The organism is Psychrobacter sp. H29 (assembly GCF_059073055.1).
The window spans coordinates 1818893-1842437 of sequence record NZ_JCACRY010000001.1 but is presented as its reverse complement, the minus strand read 5'-3'; the positions used below and the strand labels follow the sequence as shown (position 1 = coordinate 1842437).

At 44.1% G+C, this 23545-nt stretch carries 21 protein-coding genes, 1 tRNA gene and 1 pseudogene; 13 read left to right on the top strand and 10 right to left on the bottom strand.

Features of this window, described 5'->3' with window-relative positions; translation table 11 throughout:
• Positions 1-87: 87 nt before the first annotated feature.
• From AC5JP1_RS07425 to AC5JP1_RS07395, 7 genes are all read right to left on the bottom strand, one after another.
• A complete protein-coding gene (locus AC5JP1_RS07425; RefSeq protein ID WP_493843668.1) occupies positions 88-384 on the bottom strand; it encodes a DUF2523 family protein in 297 nt (98 codons plus the stop codon).
• 10 nt (positions 385-394) lie between these two features.
• A complete protein-coding gene (locus AC5JP1_RS07420) occupies positions 395-1669 on the bottom strand; it encodes a virulence factor TspB C-terminal domain-related protein (RefSeq protein WP_493843667.1) in 1275 nt (424 codons plus the stop codon).
• 145 nt (positions 1670-1814) lie between these two features.
• Entirely contained in the window at positions 1815-2090 is a 276-nt protein-coding gene (locus tag AC5JP1_RS07415) for a hypothetical protein (RefSeq protein ID WP_493843666.1), read from the bottom strand.
• A gap of 304 nt (positions 2091-2394) precedes the next feature.
• On the bottom strand, positions 2395-2811 hold the full coding sequence (locus tag AC5JP1_RS07410; RefSeq protein ID WP_493843665.1) for a hypothetical protein: 417 nt from the start codon (positions 2809-2811) through the stop codon (positions 2395-2397).
• Between the two features lie 15 nt (positions 2812-2826).
• On the bottom strand, positions 2827-4029 hold the full coding sequence (locus tag AC5JP1_RS07405) for a replication initiation factor domain-containing protein (protein WP_493843664.1): 1203 nt from the start codon (positions 4027-4029) through the stop codon (positions 2827-2829).
• 758 nt (positions 4030-4787) lie between these two features.
• The gene (locus tag AC5JP1_RS07400; RefSeq protein WP_493843663.1) at positions 4788-4937 is read right to left on the bottom strand and encodes a hypothetical protein; all 150 of its coding nucleotides are present in this window, start codon (positions 4935-4937) and stop codon (positions 4788-4790) included.
• On the bottom strand, positions 4937-5719 hold the full coding sequence (locus tag AC5JP1_RS07395) for a 3'-5' exonuclease family protein (RefSeq protein ID WP_493843662.1): 783 nt from the start codon (positions 5717-5719) through the stop codon (positions 4937-4939). The genes AC5JP1_RS07400 and AC5JP1_RS07395 overlap by 1 nt, the downstream gene beginning before the upstream one ends.
• A 138-nt stretch (positions 5720-5857) precedes the next feature.
• Between AC5JP1_RS07395 and AC5JP1_RS07390 the strand changes: the two are divergent.
• Positions 5858-6022: pseudogene (locus AC5JP1_RS07390) on the top strand (hypothetical protein); the annotation flags it as partial.
• A 75-nt stretch (positions 6023-6097) separates the two neighbouring features.
• Here the strand turns inward: AC5JP1_RS07390 and AC5JP1_RS07385 are convergent.
• Positions 6098-6174: transfer RNA gene (locus AC5JP1_RS07385), tRNA-Arg, on the bottom strand.
• Between the two features lie 367 nt (positions 6175-6541).
• On the opposite strand from AC5JP1_RS07385, the gene AC5JP1_RS07380 reads away from it, so the two are divergent.
• The 4 genes from AC5JP1_RS07380 (at position 6542) to queF (ending at position 10258) form a co-directional block, all read left to right on the top strand.
• Entirely contained in the window at positions 6542-7207 is a 666-nt protein-coding gene (locus AC5JP1_RS07380; RefSeq protein ID WP_493843661.1) for a c-type cytochrome, read from the top strand.
• A gap of 311 nt (positions 7208-7518) precedes the next feature.
• Complete coding sequence (locus AC5JP1_RS07375; RefSeq protein WP_319051738.1) at positions 7519-8481, top strand: ABC transporter ATP-binding protein; 963 nt, start codon at positions 7519-7521, stop codon at positions 8479-8481.
• Positions 8482-8510: 29 nt separating this feature from the next.
• On the top strand, positions 8511-9284 hold the full coding sequence (locus tag AC5JP1_RS07370; RefSeq protein ID WP_319051792.1) for an ABC transporter permease: 774 nt from the start codon (positions 8511-8513) through the stop codon (positions 9282-9284).
• An 89-nt stretch (positions 9285-9373) separates the two neighbouring features.
• Complete coding sequence (gene queF, locus AC5JP1_RS07365) at positions 9374-10258, top strand: NADPH-dependent 7-cyano-7-deazaguanine reductase QueF (protein WP_493843660.1); 885 nt, start codon at positions 9374-9376, stop codon at positions 10256-10258.
• A gap of 100 nt (positions 10259-10358) precedes the next feature.
• On the opposite strand, the gene AC5JP1_RS07360 is transcribed toward queF, so the two are convergent.
• Complete coding sequence (locus tag AC5JP1_RS07360; RefSeq protein ID WP_493843659.1) at positions 10359-12077, bottom strand: proline--tRNA ligase; 1719 nt, start codon at positions 12075-12077, stop codon at positions 10359-10361.
• A gap of 578 nt (positions 12078-12655) precedes the next feature.
• Between AC5JP1_RS07360 and AC5JP1_RS07355 the strand changes: the two genes are divergently transcribed.
• Entirely contained in the window at positions 12656-13396 is a 741-nt protein-coding gene (locus AC5JP1_RS07355) for a DUF4230 domain-containing protein (protein ID WP_493843658.1), read from the top strand.
• A 22-nt stretch (positions 13397-13418) separates the two neighbouring features.
• Here AC5JP1_RS07355 and AC5JP1_RS07350 read toward each other — a convergent pair whose 3' ends face one another.
• Positions 13419-15041 carry a cryptochrome/photolyase family protein gene (locus AC5JP1_RS07350; protein WP_493843657.1) on the bottom strand — a complete coding sequence of 541 codons (1623 nt, stop codon included), beginning with the start codon at positions 15039-15041 and terminating at the stop codon, positions 13419-13421.
• A gap of 169 nt (positions 15042-15210) precedes the next feature.
• Between AC5JP1_RS07350 and AC5JP1_RS07345 the strand changes: the two genes are divergently transcribed.
• The 7 genes from AC5JP1_RS07345 to AC5JP1_RS07315 all read left to right on the top strand — a co-directional run bounded on the left by AC5JP1_RS07345 (position 15211) and on the right by AC5JP1_RS07315 (position 23494).
• On the top strand, positions 15211-15975 hold the full coding sequence (locus AC5JP1_RS07345) for a phosphoribosylanthranilate isomerase (protein WP_493843656.1): 765 nt from the start codon (positions 15211-15213) through the stop codon (positions 15973-15975).
• A gap of 130 nt (positions 15976-16105) precedes the next feature.
• Positions 16106-17380 carry a tryptophan synthase subunit beta gene (trpB, locus tag AC5JP1_RS07340; protein WP_319051732.1) on the top strand — a complete coding sequence of 425 codons (1275 nt, stop codon included), beginning with the start codon at positions 16106-16108 and terminating at the stop codon, positions 17378-17380.
• Positions 17381-17520: 140 nt separating this feature from the next.
• Entirely contained in the window at positions 17521-18345 is an 825-nt protein-coding gene (gene trpA / locus AC5JP1_RS07335; protein ID WP_493843655.1) for a tryptophan synthase subunit alpha, read from the top strand.
• 396 nt (positions 18346-18741) lie between these two features.
• The gene (gene accD, locus AC5JP1_RS07330; protein WP_319051791.1) at positions 18742-19686 is read left to right on the top strand and encodes an acetyl-CoA carboxylase, carboxyltransferase subunit beta; all 945 of its coding nucleotides are present in this window, start codon (positions 18742-18744) and stop codon (positions 19684-19686) included.
• Between the two features lie 181 nt (positions 19687-19867).
• The gene (locus tag AC5JP1_RS07325) at positions 19868-21226 is read left to right on the top strand and encodes a bifunctional folylpolyglutamate synthase/dihydrofolate synthase (RefSeq protein ID WP_493843654.1); all 1359 of its coding nucleotides are present in this window, start codon (positions 19868-19870) and stop codon (positions 21224-21226) included.
• Positions 21227-21474: 248 nt separating this feature from the next.
• Positions 21475-22656, top strand: a complete 1182-nt coding sequence (locus AC5JP1_RS07320; RefSeq protein WP_493844449.1) for a LysM peptidoglycan-binding domain-containing protein — start codon at positions 21475-21477, stop codon at positions 22654-22656.
• 304 nt (positions 22657-22960) lie between these two features.
• On the top strand, positions 22961-23494 hold the full coding sequence (locus tag AC5JP1_RS07315; protein WP_493843653.1) for a DUF2726 domain-containing protein: 534 nt from the start codon (positions 22961-22963) through the stop codon (positions 23492-23494).
• Positions 23495-23545: the final 51 nt, after the last annotated feature.

Here is a 23545-nt window from a genome sequence, read left to right as displayed (position 1 = left end):
TGCTTGACATAATATTTTCCAGTTAAAATATTTTGGAACTCGTAAGAATTAATAATATTTTTCGTTGCCGAAAAATATTATTAATTCTTACTTCGCGCCTAATTTTTTGAATGATAAAGACCCTTGCTGCAACATGGCTTTGAGCACATAAGCACCGATTACAATAGACAATGCTTTATCAAGACCAGCAAGACCGAATAGACCAGCAACACCGTATCCAATACTTCCAGTCATTTCAGTTATCTTAGATATGAAATAGTTAATAACAATGAGACTTACACCAGCAGAAGCAAGACCAATGCCAGCACCGAGCATCAATTGCTTTAAGCCAGTTTTAGAAAATCCGCTGAATAATTTTGAGAATAAGCCAATTAAACCGCCCATTTTTTACTCCTTATGTAAGACCATTGCCAATGATAGAAAGCCCTTTTATATAAGCGAATAGCAGTATTAAAGGTTTCATCATTTCTGCAAATTGACAAAATATAGACATGGGAAAGGGGATTTTAGCGCCCATGAATTCAAGTATAGGATCAGCAGGACAAGCAGCAGGCATATCAATATATAGACGCTCTAAAATGCCGACGTGCATATCAGGATCAGGCTGTTCAACTGGTATGTCACCGTCACCATCACCATCAGAAGGTTCAGTTTTAACCCAGTCAATAAAATCACAGACTTTAGTAGCCCAGTCACAAAATGCAGGGAGATCAAAAGGTTCTGCGTCCTTACCGTCTTGTCCGTCTTGTCCGTCTTGTCCGTCTTGTCCGTCTTGTCCGTCTGTTGGGGTTTCTGGGTCTGTTGGGGTTTCTGGGTCTGTTGGGGTTTCTGGGTCTACTGCATCAGGGTCAGGCTGTGGTATATCAGATGCAGCATCTAAAACATCATCTAACAAACCAGCTTCGAGCATATCGAGAGCTGTATCAGAGATTACTTGCTGTGCTGGAGCTTCGCCGTTATTAGCATCACTAATTATCTGATTAGAGACATGGTCAAGAGGTATCGATACCTCAGAAGGCTCGCGTGTAATTGATGATGTGACATTAGCAACATTTTGGGGTTTATTGGGAACATATATATCCATGACAAAACATCTATAAATGTCGTTAGTCACACTTTCAATCGAATGAAAAGTGTAGCGACCGTTGCTACTTTTAGCTAAGCTCTTACAAGGAGCATCGGGAGTACTTCCAGGGGGGTGGCCACTAATAAACCAAGACTTGACGCCAACTTCAGTGTAAGTAACAGCATTATTTTCTTTATCTAGAACCCAATCAACAGACTTAGAAAGCAGAGCAAACAAAGCGGTACTAATAGCAGCAGACGGCACTCTTTTAATCAAGGACTTACTAATGTTAGCAGCAGCAGGGGCTATTTTTACAACAGACTTGGCGGTACGATTTTGTACAATCGGCTTGCCGTCAGCACCAAGCGTAGAGACTGGATAAGTCTTAGATGCTTCAACAGTGACAGAACTTTTAACGGTAGGATCGGCAACAATGGAATCAGTGAACCACTTTGAGTGTTTAGGATTTGGGTCAAACTCGGCAAAAGCAGAATTGAACAGGAAAAAGCCAAGTATCAAAAATAGCAAAATGGTTATATATTTTCTGAATTTATGCGGTAGCGATAATCTAGAAATTTTTAAAAGATAATATAAGTTACGCATCTTATAACCTCGCGAATAAATCGCGTATAGCTAGACACGATATAATGATAAATATGATGTATAGACCATCTTGAGCAGTCATAAAAAAACCCCGACATAGTGCGCTAACACCATGACAGGGCAGTTAACGCTAAATAAGTGTTAATTAAAACGCAGATTTAACATACTTGAACGACTTCACAGTTAACGCTAGAGACAATGACGCAAGACCAACCGCAGTCACAGCAGCAATAACAACACCAATATTCACAAGCAAACTTGCCATGTCTAAGCTGAATTCAGCAGCATTAGCAGCACTGGTAAACGCTAGAGCACCAACCGCACCAGTAGCAGGTAAGAAACGCATTGTTAAACCCATTACGCCTTTGTCTTCGGTAACTGCTACGTCTTGAACTGCTACCGCTTGATTTTGAACTTCCATAACAACTTCCTTTTTTAAATAGTCCGTTTCAAGGCTACAAAGCCATACACGACTATATTGATAATGAAGGCAAACATTATTATTTGCCCAGCTAGCTCAGGTGTAATGTAGTTACCCTGATGCACTTGTTGCCAAGCGTCGCACAATGCTGGATTATCAGCGTTAGGCTGTAAACATACATAAACGGCTTGAAATACTTCGCTTGGCATATTCGGTTACTTCTTAAAGAATAAGAGCCATATCACCGCAGCAATCACGGCAGTAATGACAAACGTGTAGATAAATAGTTTGACTGGATCCATGATTATTTAACTCCAGCAACATTGGCGTGTTTATTCGCAGTCTGAGCCTTCCATTTTTCAAAGGCTTCTAATTCTTTGCGAGGGATAGTCGCTAATTCTTCAATATTGGCAAAATCAACCCAAACAATCTCATTAACCTGATTACCCTTTTTATCAACTGTAGAAATCATTTTTACATTGGCTTTGTAAGGGTATTGATGTTCGTTAAACTTGTTATGATCGCTTAAATCCGAATAACGGTAAGCAGCTTGAGCACGACCACCAGCGTTAGGTTTTTTATTTCTTAACTCGGCTAAAACCTCAATAAATTTATAATCTTCGTAATCAGTAGGCTGCTGACCTTTGATAACAAGGGTACGCTCTGTTACTTCATCAGCGTCATAGGTAATGCCGTTTAATACGATAGTGTCATCATTCATAGTATTCACTCCTGCCTAGTGGCTAAGTTTTGGGATAGTGAGCACATCTATGCGCTCAGGTATTGCGGTATTTTCGATGTCTGTCAATACGTCCAATAGGGCGGTATCATCATCAAAAACATCGCGGAAAAAGTGTAGATATCTGCCGTATTGCCTTTTTACTAAATCAATGGCTTGCTGATAAGTCATAAAATCTTGCTTATCTATTCGCTCAAATTTCTTTGTTTCACCCTCAAATTCAAAAATAGAGAAGCAGGGATAAGTCACGCTAAAAAACTCGTTTGGCTTAATTAATACATCAGAGCTAATCAACATACCGCGTGAGCTATACTGTACTTCTGTGCGTAGCCATTTCGATTCTGTATCCCCTAGCTGTTTGCCTTTTTCGTATATTCGGCATAGCTGTGCAGATTGACGAGAGCCTATGTATAGCGTTCTACCTTTGCCGTTTGGTCGTTTCCAATCTCCGCGCCATTCGACACTAGGAGGGCGACCACCGCGAGTAAAACCGCCTATCGTGTGCTGATTGTTAAACCAGTCAATATCTGTATATTCGCCATATAAATCGTCATGGGCTAAATCAACACGAGTGATTTTAAATTCACGAGCAAACAAGTTAAGCCATGCGTGTAAGTGTTCTTCCCAGCCATGTTTACCATAAGTGCAACCAGTGCCATTTATGCTAATCATAACCGTGTCATTCTGACCACCAATGCAGATAAAACCAGCGTTATGTTCTAAGCTAAAACTACGATCATAAAAGTTACGACCATTTTTGTTTTCACCTTCAATGCCGAAACCAAATATATCTTTTAAAACATCAGATGCGTTTTCGATAATTGCAGACTGGCGGAAGCGTTCGAGCACTTCCTTTGTCGTCTTAGCATCATCAAAAGTGTCTGACTGCATCGTGATGCTTATCCAGTCGATGAAGCAGTTATTGCGACCTGATGGTCGTCTTATCATTTCATCTTGCACACCGTCAGCAGTTATCACAGCTTCAACTTTCAGTAGGTGGCTTTGACTGTAATCCGCTTCGGTTGCCTTACGTGGATCAATCGCTGATGCATCTAAGGCAGGGTTTAAAAACACTTGCTCAGCAGAGTTTGAAACGCTTAAAAATGGAATCTCAACATGCTTAGCTAGTTTCTCTTTACGCTCCAGTTGCAAGCGTGTTTTTTCCAAATACTCAGCAGCGTTCTTGTCAAAATCTGTCATTTCGTACTCTCTCAAAAGATCACTAACCACCGAACAAGACTGTTTAAAACAAGTTTTAAAAGCCTTAACTGAATACTGAAAACCCTAGGGGGTACTTAACCCCCGTATTACTAGTGGGGGAATTGTCTTCATTAGCTAAAACTCCTTAACGCCTTCCTTACTGTACTTATTCTTGCAACATCTAAACTTTGCTAACGCCCTTCGGTTGTTTGCTGACTGTCACTGCGCGTTCTTTTTACCGCTAAGCGTTTGGATAAAGCCCCAAACGCTTAGCGGTAAAAAGAACCCTTCGCACCAGTCCAGCTTCTCTGCTCTCATTACTTTTATTAAATTTTCTCTATTTCTTCTAACAAGATGTTTCGTTATGCTTATGCGGAGCACTTGAGCTAGTGGGGAAAATACTCACCCTAGAGATAAGCTGATTTGCTTACCGCTAGAGTGATCCGCCTTCGTTTTTGTTGTTATGCTCACGCATCACACCATCACCGATAGGGGGCTGTAGTCTTAGTGTTAAGCCACAGCAAGATTGATTAGGACAACACGCGCCCCCTTTGCACAGTCAATCTGCCACAGCTTTAGGACTACGCGAGCAAGGGCAACGATCACCCAATATACCGCTACGCCACAGAAAAGCTGTGTCACTCATACTGCTGCCGCATACGCAAAGAACCACCAGTTCGCGGCTTGTCTTATCAAGCGTGTCACCCCGTCGTCACTTAGTCCTGCCACCAATGACACGCTGTAATGCTTAAATACTGCTACACGTTCTTACGAAGCCATATAAAGGCAAGAACGGCTAAAACTGTGCTTAAAATTGTAAGTGCGATTGCTTGAATGACTGGAGGTAAAGCTTTCATTAATTCGTCAGACACAAGCAAATGCATATCTAAAAAAGGCTGATAATTCATTACGCCACCGCCTTATGATCTAAATACTTATAGAGCCGAGCGGATTTAATGGCATTACCTGATGCCTTGTTGGATACATCACGCCAAAATAGCCCAGACTGACCGCAAGCACTGTTTATATGCTGTCGTCCAGCAGAGCAAGGAAAACGAGGAAATCTATTGTTATAAAGCTCATAACGCAGACCCACATCAAGAACCTTGTTATAAGGAAATAAGGTATAAAAATGCTCAGGAATGGGCGTATCAAAGGCTATTGCTATAGATTGCAATATCATGCGTTTGGAATGGTCAGCGTTATAAAACGCTATATCAGCGCGTCCAATAACCTCACTAAGTTTCGCCCACACTTTGTCAAAAGTAGGCGCACCCATAGAAACATTGCTTTTTGGCTTGGTAGGTCTAACATGAGAGTGAAACAGGACGGTTTCATTAATAGAAACAACTGATATTTCGGTTATTTCGGCAGCTTTGCCGCGTCCTTCCGTTTCAACTTCTACAAAAAGAATGTCCTGTCCCTTAGCTGCTGACTTGGCAGGAGCAGGGGCAGGAACAGGACAAGAGGTAACAGCGGATTGCTGTATTCGATTTGCTTTGGCGAATGCCACCAATGCAGTATGGTTTTTGATTTGCTTTACATCATCTAGTAAAGCTAAAGGCACATAACACTCTTTAAGGTTTTTTGTGCCTATCTTATGGATACGAATAGCTATCAAATTTGGACGGCTTGCTAATAGCATAGCCCCTGATTTGTAGCTTTTAGTTTCAAAACTAATAATGCTCATTGTGGTTCACTCCTGCCTAGTGATATTATTTGATTATTACCCTTTGGGTATATATCCAAATGGGGATAGTGCAAGGTAAAAAAATAACCTATACGCCTATTATATCCAAATGGGGATAATTAGCAAGGAGAAATTACGATGATTAACGAATTATTTGAAAGAGCGACAAAGAAGGCAGGAAACCAAACAAAACTTGCTGAAAGACTAGGAATAACACAAGGCAGACTATCAGAGTTTAAAAACTATAAAGTAGGAGACAAGCGAAAACCGAATGAAGAAACAATATTGAAAGTGGCTGATGTACTAGGTCTTGATAAAGGTAAAACACTATACAAAGTCAAATTAGAAATAGACCCAGATAACGCTTATTTATGGGAATGGTGCGCTCGGCGGGAATCGAACCCACGACCCTCGGCTTCGGAGACCGATACTCTATCCAACTGAGCTACGAGCGCATATGATAACGGTATGCCAGAGTGTCACGCTTAGATCAGCATGATAACCAGCATAAAGTGCCTGTAAATAAAGACCGCTTAGTCTAACAAATAAAATGCATAAAGCCAATGAATGACAGCTGTGATTGAGGTTTTTTGAGAAAAAACAGTCAAGTCATTAAACAAGCATGGCAATTTACCTGCCTTTTCCCTTATAATGTTGGGGAGAATTCATATTTATAATCACCGATTACAAGTGCGCTGGCACGCGGGATGGCTGTCTGCTATTGAGGACTTAGAGGTCATCAAAGGAGGACAGACAGAATGTCCGAGCCGTCTCAGCCCTTGTATACGTAATAAGAGAACGTGACGAATGAGAAAAGTAGTTATGTTATCGGCAGCTGCCATTCTAGGAATCGCTAGTATCGCGGTGAGCCAAGCTGAAGATATTGTAGACACCCCTGTATCTGTGTCTGATGTAGCAGAAGGACAAGATGCTGTAGAAGAGGCGCCGCAAACGTTAGGTGGTGAGCCTATAGCTGCTGCAGATACCACAGATGGTACTGCGACTACGGACGAAGCTGCACTAGCAGACGGCGCAGAGACGGCAGCAGCAGATGGCGAAGAAACAGCCGCTGTAGCACCTGCCGCTGACGAAAAGCCGATCCCGCAAGATACGCCACAAGTCCAAAAACTGATCGCGCTGTACCCGAATCTAATTGCTCGTATTCAGCCTGTTGCCAATGTCTGTTTTGAAGATGATGAAGTTTGTGATGTAACAGCACGTGCTGCTGGTCCATCAGCGGGTGATGGTCCTCGTGATGGTAAAGCTGTCTATAACGCGGTATGTCAGACTTGTCACACAGCAGGTTTGCTGGGTTCACCTATCTTTGGTGATGCTGGTGCGTGGGGACCACGTATAGCAAAGGGTAAAGAAACCTTATACACTCATGCTATCAACGGTTTTAATGCGATGCCTGCCAAAGGTGGCGCGGACATTCCTGACGAAGAAGTCCAAAACGCTGTAGATTATATGGTTGCAGAAGCCAGCTAATTCTTATTAACTATCTCTTAAAGCTTTTAGGATAGTTATCTATAAAGCGCCTATTTCAGCAATGAGGTAGGCGCTTTTTCATGATGAGTATTATTAATATGGTACTTCGAATATAAAGCAGTTGAAATTCATCATTGGTAGCCTCATTTTATGAGATTGTACCGTCTCTTCTAGGTAGTAGAGTGTGTTGAACATTCTCATACTCTTGCGTTTCTATATGGCTTTTGCCCATATGACAGTCGAATGTTCAACACAGCCTATTATTCTAAAATGGCACTTTATATACACCGATAACAAATAAAGAGGTCTTCATGTCTGATGTACCAGCACTTTCTATCCAAGGCTTATCCAAGACCTACGATAACGGCTTTTCGGCTCTAAAAGGGGTCGATTTAATGGTACCACAAGGTGGGTTTTTTGCGCTGCTCGGCCCAAATGGTGCAGGTAAATCTACGATGATCGGTATTATCAGCTCACTGTTCAAGCCAACCACAGGCAGTGTGCATATCTTTGGGACAGATCTACTAGAAAACCCTTCGATTGCTAAGCAATACCTTGGCGTAGTACCGCAAGAATTTAATTTTAATATGTTCGAAAAAGTCGAAGATATCTTGATTACTCAAGCGGGTTACTTCGGTATCCCTGCCAAAGAAGCCAAACCACGGGCGAAAAGGCTACTTACCGCACTTGGGCTGTGGGATAAGCGCGACAGTAAATCACGTGAGCTGTCCGGCGGTATGAAGCGCCGTCTGATGATCGCACGAGCATTGATTCATAAACCAAAGCTATTGATTCTTGATGAGCCAACGGCGGGTGTTGATATCGAGCTGCGCCGTTCCATGTGGGAGTTTATGCAGCAGATTAATATCGAAGAAAACACTACGATTATTTTGACGACTCATTATCTAGAGGAAGCGGAGCAGCTATGTAAACGCATTGCTATCTTGGATCATGGTGAGATTCGTATTAATACGGAAATGAAAGACTTGTTGGCACAGCTGTCAGTAGAGACGTTTGTTTTTGATTTGGACACGCCGCTCACTGAGCAGTTGGCTTTGACTGGGGTGACAGATATATTACAACCGGATGAGCAAACACTAGAAGTCACATTGACAGAAGGCGAGTCATTGAATGGTGTCTTTGATCAGTTGTCTGATAAAGGCATTAAGGTAGGAAGTATGCGTAATAAAGCCAACCGATTAGAAGAGTTGTTTATGCGCTTGGTAGACAAAAATATTGAAAGTGCAGACAGCATGAAGGAGGCGGGATTATGAGTCAGGAATTGACCGATCATAATAAAACCATGTCATTGAGCAAAAAGTGGATTGCGTTTCGTACGATTTGGTTCAAAGAAGTACGCCGCATTTTGCGTATTTGGCCGCAGACGTTACTACCGCCAGTGATCACGATGAGTCTGTACTTTGTCATCTTTGGTAAGATGATTGGCTCGCGTGTGGGCGAGATGGGCGGCGTGCCATACATGCAGTTTATCGTACCTGGTTTGATCATGATGTCGATCATTACCAACAGTTACTCGAACGTGGTGTCGAGCTTTTTTAGTGCCAAGTTCACATCTAGTATTGAAGAGTTATTGGTATCGCCTGTATCCAAACATGCCATTTTGATGGGTTATATCAGCGGTGGTATTTTCCGCGGACTGGCTATTGGGGTCATTGTTTCGATAGTGGCGTTATTCTTTACCGATCTTGGTATCGAGCATTTATTTGTAACGGTGTTTACGGTGCTTGGCACGTCGATTTTGTTCTCACTAGGCGGTTTTATCAATGCGGTGTTTGCACGCTCATTTGACGATATCTCTATCATACCGAGTTTTGTATTGACCCCATTGACCTATCTTGGTGGTGTTTTTTATTCGATGGAGAACTTATCGCCTTTTTGGCAAAATGTCTCGCTACTGAATCCTATCGTGTACATGGTCAACTCATTCCGCTACGGGATTCTTGGCTATTCTGATGTCAATGTTTGGTATTCGATGGCAGCGATTTTTGTATTCTGTGCGATATTCTATACGATTGCTTATCGCTTACTAAGCAACGGTTCGCGTGTGCGCTTGTAGTATGCATGATGCAAAAGGGTAGTACAGATACTATCCACTGAATGTATTAGTTATAGCAAGTTTTTAACAGTTCAATATTAGGAAGACAGATGAGTATCCACGGTATCTTGGGTGAGCAAACCACAGACTATCCTACAGAGTATAGTCCAGAGACGCTATATCCTATTGCACGTAGTATGGGTCGTGATGCGATTGGCTGGCAAGATGACAAGTTAACGGTTGGTGTGGATTGGTGGCAAGCGTTTGAGATGTCTTGGTTAAATACGCAAGGGATCTCACAGGTGGCTATTGCGCGCTTTGGTATTCCTGCCAGTTCACCCTTTATCGTAGAGTCAAAGTCGCTTAAGTTGTATTTGAATAGTATTAACTTTACTGAGTTTACCAGTTGGAATGATGTGCAAGCGTTGATTGCCAAAGACTTGTCAGCCTGTCTGCAAGCTGACGTACAGGTAGAGCTGTTTGGTTTAAATGATGACTTGAACGACAAAGCCACAGGACTATTGATTGCTCAGCCTGAAGGGGTTTGTATTGATGAGGCGCTAGCAGAAAGCACAGATAAAGTTGCTTTAACTGAGCATCCTGATGCGTCATTGCTGAGTACTAACGAAGTAAAGGCGAGCAGTGAAAGCATGGCAAGTGATGGTACGCAGCCGTATAATTTTTATTCCAATCTACTGCGTAGTAATTGCCCAGTGACCAATCAGCCAGACTGGGGCACTTTAGCCGTATCCATAACGACTGACAAGGCTTTTAATAATGCTAATATGCTGCGTTATATATTGAGCTTTCGTCAACACAATGGTTTTCATGAGCAGTGTGTTGAGCAGATATTTGCTGACCTGAGCCGTTACTACGAGCCAAGCGAGTTGATGGTTCGCGCATGGTATACGCGCCGCGGCGGTATCGATATCAATCCTTGCCGTGTAAGCGATATTGATCTATTACCTAAGCCTAGTCGTTTGATTCGTCAGTAGCGCTGGCATTACTAGTGCTAGAGTACGAACCACGCTAAGTCAACAAAAAAGCGCCTATCTCATAAGATAGGCGCTTTTTTTATCGTTATTATTGATACTGCTATTTGTTGGTTACTTTTGCCATGACTTCTTCGCGGCTTAGCATCTGCTTCTCAGCTTCGCGGCGGTTGACGTACTCGTACTTGTCTTCAGCAAGGTTACGATCAGAGACGACAATACGGTGCGGAATACCAATCAACTCAAGATCAGCAAACTTGACGCCTGGACGCTCGTTACGATCGTCGAGCAGCACATTGATACCTTGAGACTTCAGCTCTTCGTACAATGCCGTTGCTGTTTGCATAACGGTTTCTTCTTTTGACTTCATCGGTATGATAGCGACTTCGAAAGGTGCGATTGAGTCATCAACCGTTGGCGTTTTTGGCCACATGATGCCATTGTCATCGTTGTTCTGCTCGATTGCAGCAGCAATGATACGACTGACGCCAATACCGTAGCAACCCATCATAAGAGTCACAGGCTTGCCGTCTTCGCCGGAAACCGTACAACTCATCGCTTGTGAGTACTTATCACCCAATTGGAAGATATGACCCACTTCGATACCGCGTTTGATTTTTAGGCTACCTTTACCATCAGGAGAAGGATCGCCTTCTTGCACATTGCGTACATCAACGACACGCGTGATGCTGGCGTCACGTTCCCAGTTCATGCCGATAGTGTGCTTATTGATTTCATTGGCACCGCAGACAAAATCTGACAATGCTGCTGCTGAGCGATCAACGAATACTGGCATATCTAAATTGACGCCGATATAGCCCTTGTTCAGACCAGCTGCCTTTAGCTCTTCATCAGAAGCGAGCGTCAGCGGTACATTGGCTTCTTCAATCTTTTCAGCCTTGATCGTATTGAGCTGATGATCGCCGCGCAATACGACAGCGATTAGCTGTGGTTCATCGTTTTCGGTATGACCGTGTACGATTAATGTTTTGACTGTGCTTTCTAATGGGATGTCTAAGTGTTCAGCGACCATCTTACAAGTGGTCATCTTTTCTGTTAGTACGTCTTCGCGCTCCATGCTAGGTGTCTGACGTTCAGCGGTGCTGACAGATTCAGCCAGCTCAACGTTGGCTGCATAATCAGAAGAGTCAGAGAAAGCAATATCATCTTCGCCGCTGTCTGCCAATACGTGAAACTCATGGGAAGCAAACCCGCCAATAGAGCCTGTATCTGCTTGTACCGCACGGAAATCTAAACCCAGGCGGGTGAAGATACGGGTATAAGCGTCATACATGTCATCATAGGTTTTGGCCAATGAGGTTTGATCCACATGAAATGAATAAGCATCTTTCATGGTGAACTCACGGGCACGCATCACACCGAAGCGTGGACGAATCTCATCACGGAATTTGTTTTGAATCTGAAAGAAACTTATCGGCAGTTGCTTGTAGCTACGCAGCTCACCTTGGGCGAGGTTGGTGATGACTTCTTCGTGCGTTGGACCCAGCACAAAGTCGCGATCATGACGGTCTTTGAAACGCAGTAGCTCAGGACCATAATCATCAAAACGTCCAGTCGTCTGCCAAAGCTCAGCTGGCTGAGTCATTGGCATCAGTACTTCTTGCGCCCCAATATTTTGCATCTCTTCACGAACAATACGTTCGACCTTTTGCAAGATGCGCAAACCCATAGGCAACCAAATATATAACCCAGAAGCGATCTTACGGATAAGACCAGCACGCACCATCAATTGGCTTGAGGCGATGTCAGCATCACTTGGGGTTTCTTTTAGTGTAGCAAATAAAAATTGACTGGCTTTCATAAATAAAGCGTAACCTTATCAACGATAAAAAAATAAGAAATAGTAGGATGTTGAGCGTATGGCTAATCGTTTCGTTGCCGCCGCAAGCTTACCTTTATTACTTAGCAATAATCTAGGGTATTTCCTAGTTACTAATATGCTCATACAAAAGCACATTAGTAAAAACCACTCTTGTAATAGAGCGGTAAATTTAGACTGATATATCATGATGTCGAAATGCAAAGTAGTCATGATAAATACTCAGGTCAAAACCCGAGAAGCACACTTATGCTGACATTTTATACATACAGTCTGACTATGTTAGGTAAAGTTAGCCTAAGACGCAATGACTTTTTGACTTTTCAGACCGAACGCTACGTAAAGGCTCTGATAACAGCCAAATAATTAAGTTATCCCTATGATTTTATGGCAAACCGTAAGACACTTTGTAGACAGCTCCGCCAGATATTATGTAGAGGATTGGTAGTCGTTACTTGAATTTACTGCACAATAGTCGCATTTATATCGTGAGCACTTGCTTTGGCTCTACAGCACCATTGGTCTTATAAGAACGATGCAATACTATAAAGGGAGTCTCTATGAACAGTCCTGATACCAATCATACCAATGGCACCGATCAACCAGTCAAGAAACCTATTGCTACGATGTCTTGGGTGATACTACTCATTGGCTTGGCTGCAATCGTTTTTGCTATTTATAGTGCACAAAACGTGACAGAAGAAGAGCCAATAGAGACCATCACACGAGAGGGCGTGGTGACACAAATTCAGCAGCTCAACCGCTTACATACCGTTGCATTTAGTGTGGATACCGTGATTACCAGTGAGCGACCGGGCAGTTGGATGAAGCTGTGGCAAGATGAACAAAAAGCATTGTTTATCGCTCATGGGCGCGTAGAGGCAGGGGTTGATCTGAGCGCGCTAACACCTGAGATGGTACAAGTGGTACAGCCTGTTCAAGTTGATACGAATGAAGAGCAAGTCGCTGATCCTAACTCATCAGCTGCCACTATGTCCCAAATCAATATTACCTTACCACCTACAGAGATATTTTCGGTATATTTGGATGATATCGAGATTTATGACTGGCAGACTGGTGCTTTTGGCATGATGCAGGTCGATCCTAAGATACTGGATGAAGCACAGCGTATGGCAAAAGCAGAGGTGCTAGAGCGTGCTTGTAGAGGCGACGTGATGAATATGGCGCTGCAAAATGCCCAAACGCAATTGCAGCAGTTATTTACATTGACAGGTGCTATTGTGACGGTGACCACGCAGGGTACAGGCGCCTGTCAGTTGCCCGCAACTACGAATGGCTAGTCTGTTGGTTGTTTTCTTAAACTTAAGCTTCTTTCTTGAATTCAGCGATGGCCAGTTTTCGGACTGATTTGTGTTCGACCATTGGCACAGGGTAATTAACATCGGCAAACTCCCCATCCTTTGACAGTGCTTTACGCATCTTGTCTTCACTATGCAAGGTGCTCGCGGGGATATCTTTTAGTTCCGGTAGCCATGTTTTGATGAACAATGCTTTTTTGTCATGCGTACTGCCTTGGCTAAAAGGATTCATAATACGGAAGTAGGGCGCTGAGTCGGTACCTGTTGACGCGCTCCACTGCCAGCCGCCATTATTGGACGCAAAGTCACCATCGATGAGCTGCTGCATAAAGTAGCGCTCACCTAAGCGCCAATCAATCAATAAGTCCTTGGTCAAAAACATCGCTGTGACCATACGCAATCGGTTGTGCATAAATCCAGTCGCATTTAAGCAGCGCATTGCCGCATCAACGAGTGGCACACCGGTCATGCCGGTATACCATGATTTAAAATCATCTTCATCGTATGACCAACTGACTTTAGTATCGGTGTCTTCTTTGTACGCTTTATGACGAATCAGGTTTGGCTTGGCGACCAGCACATGACGATAAAAATCACGCCATGCGAGCTCACTTATCCAGCGGTTGATGTCTTCATTATCGCCATCATTGCCATGCAGTTTTTCTTGAGCTTTGCTTGCTTGTAGATAGCAGAATCTAGGGCTGATAGAGCCTATAGTAAGATAAGCCGATAGCTGACTGGTAGCATGCAGATGTGGTACATCACGGCTGACATCATAATCATTGATATCATCAGCGATAAATGCCTCTACACGCTGGCAAGCAGCAGATTCGCCTGCAGGATAGGCGTCTCTTGCGGCAGTCAACTGGGTTTCTATATCGATATGCGCTAATGAGTCTTCTTTCTCTAGCGTCTTTTGATAATCATTGAGTATTTTTTTACTGAGTGTTTCGATATCATCGATTGTAGTCGCCATATATTTCGACGATTTTAGATTGAGTTTATCATCGCAGTCGACCGCTGATGCGTCATGCATTTGGATAGTGCTCACGTCCAAGGTATGTCGCCATTTCTTATAAAACGGCGTAAAGACCTTATACATACTGTCGCCGTCATTGGTCGTAATGCTCAGTGGTGGTAAAATACACTGATCATGCCAGCGGACGAACTCGATATCATCTTTTGCAAGCTGGCCTTTTACCTGCTCATCACGATCGATCTCATTACCCTCATACTCATGATTGGCCATAACGCAGCTGATATCGTTGTCACTGCATAAGCTTGTCAGAGCCTCTATACAGTCAGAGAAACTAGGACAGAGCTGTACGATCAAGGTAATATTGAGTTTTGATTGCAAGTCCTTTGCTAGATTAGGCAAGGTGCGGATAATATGATCGACTTGGACAAGAGAAGTGTCATGCTCTTGCCACTGCTCAGGTGTCAAAAAAAACACAGCAGATACTGATGCATTGTCCTCATTAGCGCGTTCGCACAGCGCTGCCAATGCGGTATTATCATGAAGGCGTAGGTCCCGACGAAACCACATTAAGTAATGCAACGGACTATCGCTACTGCTACTGTCGCTATTCTTATTATTGCTACCACTGTTGTTAGTAGTCTTAGACATCAAAGTATCCCTATATTAATCAATCGCAATCATAAACAAAACTGGTGATAAAAGTATGCTAGGATAAGTTTTTGGATGCAATGGCTTTGCCGTTTGAGTAACAAATCATCATCATATCTAACGATTTACCTTTAGCTCAAACCTATCTGACACCGTTATAATCAGTGTCATGCTTAGGAACATAAAGTCTCAAAAGATAAGCAGTTCTAAAGAAATCATCAGTCTTAAGAAAGAAAAAGTACCAAAAATCAAAGGTCACGACATGCACGTTAAGTTTTGCGGGTTTACTCAGCTTAGTGATATACAGACCGCGGCACAGTTAGGTGCTGATGCGGTCGGTTTGGTGTTTTATCCACCAAGTCCGCGCGCAGTTACACTGACGCAAGCGCAGACACTCGCTGCTGCCGTGCCTGCTTTTGTGAGCGTTGTGGCGTTAGTGGTCAACATGCCTACAGATGAGTTGATCGAACTGGCAAATACTGTACCTTTTGATATTATTCAGTTCCATGGTGATGAGACGCCTGAACAATGCGCGCAGCTGGCAAGTGTGGTCAATAAGCGCTGGATCAAGGCACTGCGTATCAATGCAGAACAAGACACGCCCGATAGCGTTCGTGCGCAGATCGCCCAATTTGCAACCGCAGGTGCCAGTAGTATTTTGTTGGATGCTTATCATCAAGCGGCATACGGCGGTACAGGGCAGCGCTTTGACTGGAGTCTTATTCCACAAGACAGCACGCTGCCAGTTGTATTGGCTGGTGGTCTCGATGTGCAGAACGTGGCAGAAACCTCTAATCTACCTATCTATGGCGTCGATGTCAGTGGCGGTATCGAGAGTGACAAGGGCAAAAAAGACGCTGCCAAAATGCGTGCCTTTATGAAAGCAGTCAAGCGTGACCGATGGCAAAACGAAACGGTCACTGACGTCGCTTAAGTTTTTTATGATAGGTGATTTTCTATATATAATAGGCTTATCTGATCGTTATTCCGATCTTTCTGTTTGAATCTTATTTTTCCCTTTATATTTATTCTAAAAAATACCACTTATTACAGTAGGAATTATCATGAGTCATGTCGCTAATAAAGATTTATCTGATACAGCACAGTCTGTAAACACCTTTACCAATCCTGAAAATGTACAGGACTTTAACCAGTATCCAGACGTACGTGGACACTTTGGCGTACATGGTGGCCGTTTTGTCTCTGAGACGCTAATGGCTGCCTTAGAGGAGCTAGAGACCCTCTATACCAAAGTAAAAGCAGATCCAGCGTTTTGGGAAGAGTATCACAACGATTTGGTCAATTACGTCGGTCGTCCAACACCGCTATATCATGCCAAGCGTTTGAGCGATGAGATTGGCGGTGCGCAAATTTACTTTAAGCGTGAAGACCTTAACCATACAGGCGCGCACAAAGTAAACAACACGATCGGTCAGGCATTGCTTGCCAAAATGTGCGGCAAAAAACGTATCATCGCCGAAACTGGTGCAGGACAGCATGGTGTCGCAACGGCAACGATTGCAGCACGCTTAGGACTAGAATGTATCGTCTATATGGGTGCTGACGATGTTGAGCGTCAAAAGATGAACGTCTATCGTATGCGTTTGCTTGGTGCGACAGTTGTGCCTGTGACATCTGGCTCACGTACGCTCAAAGACGCAATGAACGAAGCCATGCGTGACTGGGTAACCAATGTCGATAGCACCTACTATATTATCGGTACGGTGGCAGGGCCGCATCCTTATCCGCTATTGGTGCGTGATTTCCAAGCGATTATTGGTAAAGAAGCCCGTATCCAGCATTTAGAAAAAACAGGCAAGCTTCCTGATGCATTGGTCGCTTGTGTCGGTGGTGGCTCAAACGCTATTGGTCTGTTCTTTGATTTCCTAAACGACACCGATGTCAAAATGTATGGCGTCGAAGCCACGGGCGATGGTATCGAATCAGGTCGCCATTCTGCGCCATTGGCGGCAGGTCGTATCGGTGTACTGCATGGTAACCGCACCTACCTAATGGCAGATGATGATGGTCAGATTCAGGAGACACATTCTATCTCAGCAGGTCTTGATTATCCTGGCGTTGGCCCTGAGCACAGCTTCCTAAAAGACATGAAGCGTGTTGAGTATGTCGGCTGTACTGATAAAGAAGCGTTAGAAGGCTTCCATGAAGCAACTCGCAAAGAAGGTATCATCCCTGCGCTTGAGACTGCTCATGCCGTCGCTTATGCATTGAAACTGGCTAAGACTATGACCCCTGATCAGACGATCGTCGTTAATATGTCAGGTCGCGGTGACAAAGATCTGCATTCTGTCATGAAGGCAGAAGGGATTGAGATGTAATAGTGACTGCCTCTGTAAGCTAATAATCTTACAAGTTACTAGACACTCCCTCATAAAAAAATAGCTTAGCATCCTTTGTCTGATAGATAGTGTTAGATAAAGGGTCAAATAAGCCAGTTTATAATAACTAAGAGATTACTATGACCCGAATTGAAAGTACCTTTGAAACCTTAAAATCACAAAATAAAAAAGCCCTGATTCCTTATGTGATGGCAGGCGACCCTAATCCTGCAACCACTGTCGGTCTGTTACATGACTTGGTCAAGCACGGCGCAGACATGATCGAAGTTGGCTTACCGTTCTCTGACCCAATGGCAGATGGTCCAACCGTTGCGCTGGCTGGCGAGCGTGCATTAGCCGCCGGTACCAGTACCCGTGATGCGCTCAAGATGGTGGCAGAGTTCCGTCAAACCGATACGCAAACGCCGATTATCCTAATGGGTTATCTCAACCCTGTGGAGATCATCGGCTATGACAACTTTGTGGCACTATGTGAGCAGTCAGGCGTCGACGGTTTATTGATGGTAGATTTACCACCGGCCGAGGCGGGCAGCTTCACTCAGCATTTGACTGACCATGCGATGAATGAGATTTTCTTATTATCGCCAACGACATTACCTGAACGCCGTGAGCAAGTATTGACCCATTGTGGCGGTTATATCTATTATGTATCGCTAAAAGGCGTGACGGGTTCAGCTACCCTAGATACAGATGACGTTGCCACGCAAGTTCAAGCGATCAAAGCAGAGACAGACCTACCAGTATGCGTCGGTTTCGGTATCCGTGATGGTGACTCTGCAAAAGCAATCGGTACTCATGCCGATGGTGTCATCGTGGGTAGTGCGCTGGTACAGAACTTTGCAGATATTGATGCCAATGATACTGCGGCAGTTGCCAATGCCCAGCAGAGAATCATGGAAAAAATGGATGAGCTACGTAGTGCGCTGGACAGTTTAAGTGCTTAGTAGCTATTGCTTTAGTATTACTGTTATTTAAAGAGATAGTTATTTGAAACGGCAAAGTCAAATCGCAGCTATTGTCCTTCTAAAGACTTTACTCAAGCGCTTTACGTGAAGGCAATACTAAATGACTTTGCTAAATAATGACTTTGCTAAATTTAGTTTACGAGTGTAAACTAACATGATTATTATATGGCGTCTGATAGTAGTTTATTGTGAGTGATTATCCTCATAATTACATCGTCTATCAAAAAGCATACCGCCAGAGTACCAACATATTAGCTTAACATCTGATATGTCGCATAACTGCTCATGTTATGACTGGGTTTGACGCTTTGTTTAGACGACCATTACACTCTCAATGACAAGCCAATGAGCAAACTTGTCAATAAGCCTTTTATGATGGCAAATAATATGACTGATACAATAACAAAATCTGAAAACAATACTGCTAACGCTGAGCCAAATAACACAGGTAAGCAGTCATGGTTCAATCGTCCTATCCCGGGTATCAAGCAGCAACTGACTGCACCACTGACAGCGGTAGAGACTGAGCCGTCAACTAAGTGTAGTAACTGTCACTCGATGATTACTAATACAGCATTAATTTTTAATTGCTATGTGTGCCCACATTGTGATCATCATCTACCAATGAGTGCTCGTGAGCGCTTGAATTGGTTACTTGACCAAGTAGATGGCGAGACTGGTCAAGAGTTCACGGCAAAAGACCCGTTGAGCTTTGTGGACAGTAAGCCGTATCCTGCACGTATGAGTGAAGCACAAGAAAAGACGGGTGAGTCTGAAGCGCTGGTTGCTATGTACGGCAAACTGCGTAATCTTGATATCGTCGCTTGTGCCTTTGATTTTCGCTTTATGGGTGGCTCGATGGGATCAGTCGTTGGTGATCGTTTTGTCCAAGCTGCCGAAAAGGCGCTAGAGCAAAAGATACCTTTGGTTTGTTTTGCAGCCTCGGGCGGTGCGCGTATGCAAGAGGGTCTGTTGTCATTGATGCAAATGGCACGCACGGCAGCAGCGATTGAACGCTTAAAGATCGCTGGTATTCCATATATTGTGGTATTGACGAATCCTGTCTACGGCGGTGTCACGGCGTCGCTTGCGATGCTAGGTGATATCCATTTAGCAGAACCAAAAGCCATGATCGGCTTTGCTGGTAAGCGTGTGATTGAGCAGACCGTTCGTGAGACATTAGAAGAGCCATTTCAGCGCGCTGAGTTCTTGCTAGAGCACGGTGTGGTAGATGAAGTGGTGCATCGTCATCAACTGATTGATACGATCTATCGTTTGCTCGCAAAACTATGCCGCGTACCGAACGTAGATGCTCAGTAGCATGAATGGCTTGGTAGTCTGAGCCATTTATTGAGTGCATAACCGCATAGCTGCGTGCTACTATCTACAGCATATGCAAGACCCCTAATAGCATTTATCGTCATTGCACGGTAAATGCTATTTTTGGTTTTAGCCAACACACATAGTTTATCTCTTATCAAATTTTATATAGGTTTTATTCATGTCTGATTTTTTAGCGTCTAATCTTAGTAGCCCTAACGACAAAGTTGGCTTGGCTAGCTTGACCGAATGGCTAAACTATATGCAGCAAATACACGTGTCTGCGATAGATATGGGACTGTCACGCGTCCTGCCTGTCGCCGAAGCGCTAGGCGTAGTACAGTCAGCCAAAGATGATGCTTATGTTTTCACTGTAGCAGGTACTAATGGTAAAGGCTCTACGACCGCTGTCATCGCCGAAATGTGTAAAGCCGCAGGTTATAAGACAGCGCTATACCAGTCACCACATCTTAGTGTCTTTAACGAGCGCGTGCGTATCAATGGCGAAATGGTCAGCGACGAGACACTGATTCACGCATTTAGCAAGGTAGAGTCAGCTCGATTAGCGTGTGACTTGACCTTGTCGTTCTTTGAGATGACAACGCTTGCAGCACTGCTGATATTCGCTGAGGCTGACTGTGATGTTTGGGTGTTAGAGGTGGGGCTTGGTGGCAGACTTGATGTCGTCAATATCATCGATCCTGATATGGCGGTGATTACCAATATTGGTATCGATCATGTCGACTGGCTAGGTGACAATGTCGAGGATATCGGACGCGAAAAAGCAGGTATCTTACGACAAGGCATTCCTCTTATTTATGGGGCTACTGCAATGCCGTCTAGCGTGCAGCATGTTATTAACGAGAGACAGGCAACTTGCTATCAGATTGGACAAGATTTCAGCTACTGCGATATTGACTCAACGACTTGGCAATACAGCAATGCGGCTGTCACCCTACAATTACCTCGTCCTGCACTATCCCTGACAAATACGGCCAATGCCCTATCGGCAGTGATCGCAAGCCCGCTAGAGGTTGATATCAGCGCTATTGAGCACGCGCTACATATGGTCAAACTGGCTGGGCGCTTCGACTATCGTGAGAGTCATGGTCGACATTGGTTGTTTGATGTGGCGCACAATGAGCAAGGCGTTGAGTTTTTGATCGCGCAGTTGCTACCATTTTGGCAGCAACATGTGGCAAAACACAGCAGCCAAACTGATAAAGGTATGCCAAAGATAAACATGCTGTTCTCTATGTTGGGTGATAAAGACATCGATATGGTGGTGCAGCGTCTGACTCAAGCAGGTCTACCGATTAGTGATTGGTATCTGGCTGAGATTGACTATCCACGTGCTGCGAGCACTGAGCAGCTAGAGGGTGTGTTGGCTAAGTATGTTGATAGCGACAACATTCATGAGTGCGATGGTTTGCACGCCGCGACTCATGCAGTGGTAGAGGCCAGCCAACCGCAAGACCTCATTGTCGTATGTGGTTCGTTTCATACCATTGGCGAGGCATTGAGTGCACTTACCGTATGATAATTTAAGTTAAAATAACGCCAGTTTAATGTTAATCTTAGTCGTAGCCTGATAGCAGACAGCGCAAAAAATATGCTTTATAATCAAAATGATTTGTAAGACTGGTAGGCGATAGTCGACACAAATCTTGAACACTGATGGCATTAACTGGCGGCAAGCGATACTGTCTTGTATCAATGGTACTATTGCTACAAGGCAGTCAAAGCACCGCTCAATCAACCTTATCACCAACTAAGAGACGTAAACGGATGAACTTTTCGAGACAAGCCTTATTGGGCATTGGGATGATTCTAGGCGGTAGCGTGATGCTATACGCCATGGTGCAGCAGATCGGTGAGAGCAATCAGCTAGAGCCTGCAACCGCGCTGATAGAAAAGCCAAGTGTTGAAGAGGAGGCGCCGCAGCCGCTAACGACTGATATAGAGACAGAAAAACGCATCCTTGCGCAAAAGCAAAAAGAACGGGCTGCGCGCGTCGCAGAGCAAGAAAAGCGTGCAAAAGAGTTTTTGACCGAGCAAGAAGTTGCTGAAGCAGAAGCACTAGCCAAAGCCCGTGCCGAGAGTCAGCAGTATGTGCAAAACATTGCTGCGACGAGTGAGCAGACCGATGATTCAGCAGATGCAACCAACACGCAAAGTAGTGCGACAAGCAAAGAAGTACAAGACGCTGATAAATTGATCAAAGCCGCGGACGATGCAGTAAAAGAAGCGCAAGCGAAAAAGCAGCAGGAGGCTCAAGAGCAAGCCGCAGCCAAAAAACTGGCAGAGAGTAAAAAAGAAGCGGAAGCAAAGAGGCAAGCTGAAGCTAAAAAACAAGCTGAGGTGCAAGCAGCCGCTGAAAAAAAGCGGGAAGCAGCCGAAGCGGCTAAAAACGAGCCACCAAAATCACCCTCTGATTATCAAGTAAAAAAGGGTGATGGACTGATTAAACTGGCAAGGCAGTACAATATGCCTGTCGAAGTATTGGCTCAGGCAAATAATATCTCACCATCGACCTCATTACAGCTGGGTCAAGAAATTACTATACCATCTCGTAGCCAAGTACAACGTCTAGAGCGTGAAGCGGTAGCAGCTGAGCAAGCGCGTGAGAAGAAGCGCGAACAAGAGGAAGCGCTTGCGAAGAAATCTGCCGATGCCAAACGTGATGCCCAGCAAAAACTTAGCGAAGCGCGTAAAGAAGTGAAAGAGACCGATGCAAAAGGTAGCTTTGGAGTACAAGTGGCATTAGCAGATAACCAAGCCAAAGCAGACCAATTAGTGAAAACATTCCAATCCGCAGGCTATCAAGTAAAGACCAGCCCTACCAGTCGTGGCGTACGTGTTGTCGTCGGTCCTGAGCGCGGCAAAGTCGCTGCATTGGCACTAAAAGACAAGATCAATAGCGATCCGAATGTCAACACGACGAGTGCTTGGGTACTATACTGGCGTTAAGCCATAGACTAAAAGGCGTAGCGATGCAGTTGTGTTGGGATAAATGAAACACGCGCTATGATGCCGAGCTAATATGTGCTGGTCTAATATCTACTGATTTATCAAAACACGACATCTACTGTCGTGTTTTTTGTTTTATTGTTTGCCGATTGAGGTAAGCTTGAGTACGATGAGCACCATTTTATTATTTGTTTTTGTATAACCTGTCAGCCTATATAGGTTGCCACGTTGTGATTGGTCAATCATTGATATCTTTTGATGTGGATGACTGACAGATCACTTTCATATTGTATAAGGTAAAACCATGTCATTTGGCGTTATATTTTTAATTTTGGCCGTTGGGTTTTTAGGGCTGATTACGTTACCGAAACTGTCAGCCAGACGACGCCCAATCGTTGAGCCTGACCCAAAGCCTGTGCGCGGCGACGAGCTGGCCATCTGGCCATTTGCACCGATGCCGATCATGACAGATACCGAGGTCATCTTTTTTAATAAATTAAAAAACGCATTGCCTGAGTATCATATATTTGTGCAGGTTCAGCTGTCACGAATCATTGAGGCCAATAGTGATGAGACATCTGAGCGCAGCTTTTGGTTCAATCGTATCTGTCGTCAGAGTGTTGACTATGTGATTGTAGATATTGATGCTCAGACTACGCTGCTTGCTATTGAGCTGGATGACTGGACTCACAATAGTAAAGCGCGGCAAAAAGCCGATGACAAAAAAGATAAAGCCCTTGCGAGTGCAGGTATCGCTATTGTCCGTTTCCACGCTGAGCGTATGCCGAGTGCCGATATGCTGAGATATGAGCTGATGCAAGTCATCGAGAGTTATTAAGCAGTTCGTTAGATAGATTTGACGCTTGAAACATATTGTTATTTAAGCCAT